Source organism: Endozoicomonas sp. SESOKO3, assembly GCF_024606255.1.
The window spans coordinates 1-1,565 of sequence record NZ_JAHHPR010000325.1 but is presented as its reverse complement, the minus strand read 5'-3'; the positions used below and the strand labels follow the sequence as shown (position 1 = coordinate 1,565).

Annotated in this window: 2 protein-coding genes; both read right to left on the bottom strand. The window is 49.4% G+C overall.

The genetic code is table 11. From position 1 onward, the window contains the following. On the bottom strand, positions 1 to 458 hold a 458-nt coding region (locus KDK18_RS05795), incomplete at its 3' end, for a winged helix-turn-helix transcriptional regulator (RefSeq protein WP_257253862.1). Positions 459 to 714: 256 nt separating this feature from the next. Continuing rightward, the coding region (gene alr / locus KDK18_RS05790) for an alanine racemase (RefSeq protein WP_257253861.1) at positions 715 to 1,565 on the bottom strand (851 nt) is incomplete at its 5' end.

Here is a 1,565-nt window from a genome sequence, read left to right as displayed (position 1 = left end):
TTCAGATCTTCCATGACGATGTATCTTTTGGACTCCCTCACTCCCGGAAGCTTTAGCAATATGTCGCCCAGTAATTCCCGGTAAGAAGCCATTTCTGAAATACGGGCCTTGATCAGGTAGTCAAAGTTACCGGATACCAGATGGCATTCCAGCACATTTGGCAGAGCGACAACCGCCCGTCGAAATTCGTCAAAAATATCTGCTGATTTGGTATACAGGCTGATTTCAACATAGACCAGTAAACCTGCCTGAAGATACTGGGGATTCAGTCGGGCACTATAGCCCTGAATAATGCCTTCACGCTCGAGACGCTTGACCCTTTCCATGCAGGGTGTGGTACTCAGTCCCACCCGGTCTGCCAGATCCACGTAGGAAATACGGCCGTTTTCCTGGAGTGTTCGAAGAATATTACGATCAATCCTGTCCAGTTGCCGGACGACTTCTTTTCGACTTCTCATTTCAGCAATCGTCTGATTCAGGTAATTTTGGGCATGGTGCAAATGACCGGATTGTCACAAGTGTCTGTACACTCTGATGCCCTTTAGACCGTGGCTTCTGGCCGTCATAAAAGTGCTTCAGCCACGGGTTAAGAAGAGTATGGCACGGGCAGAAAATATACAAGGGCTGAATCGGTTCTGCAATGTAAAGGATTGGACAGATACTTCGGTCATTCATATTTTCTGGCCAAAAGGATAGCTATTTTTTTAAATTGACTCAGACAGCCTCCTTACACTGAACCGGCTGAGTGTATGAGACGGAAACCCGGCTAATGTTACAGAACAGCTGGTAGGGGATGGTACCGGCATGTCTTGCAATTTCAGTCACTGGCAGGCCTTTACCCCAGAGCAAGGCAGAGTCTCCCACTTTCGCATCCGCCATTTCTGACAGATCAACCGTGAGCATATCCATAGAGACTCGACCCGTCAGTGGCACTGGCTGGCCATTGACGAGTACAGGTGTGCCATTAGGAGCGAGAGGGTAGCCATCGGCATAACCCATGGCTATGACACCCAAACGAGTCGTTTTGTTGGTGACTGCTGTACCGGCATAACCTACCTGGCTGCCAGCAGGAACCTCCTTGATATTGATGATGGCTGAATGAACTTCCATCACAGGCTTGAGCCTGTATTCAATATCATGAGAACGATCGAAAGGAGAGGCGCCGTAAAGCATAAGACCCGGTCGGCTCCAGTCGGTTCTGGCACCAGCGCAATGAATCAGACCAGCTGAATTGGCAATACTTCTCTCACCGGGTAATCCAAGGGTATGCTGCTCAAAAACTTCAAGCTGCTGCAGGGTGTAGCCATTGTCTGTTTCGTCGGCACAGGCCAGATGAGTCATCAACAGAATCTCGCTGATCCAGGGCAGTTGCTCAAGCCTTGTCCAGGCATCGCGATAGTGACCGGGAAGAATACCTACCCTGTGCATGCCAGAGTCCATTTTCAGCCAGACCCTGACCGGCTTCTCCAGTCGTGTTTGTTCAAGTTGTTTTATCTGCTCCGGACTTTGGACGACAATATCAAGGTTTTCTGAGGCAATCTCTGTGAGTTCGCAAGGATCAAAGA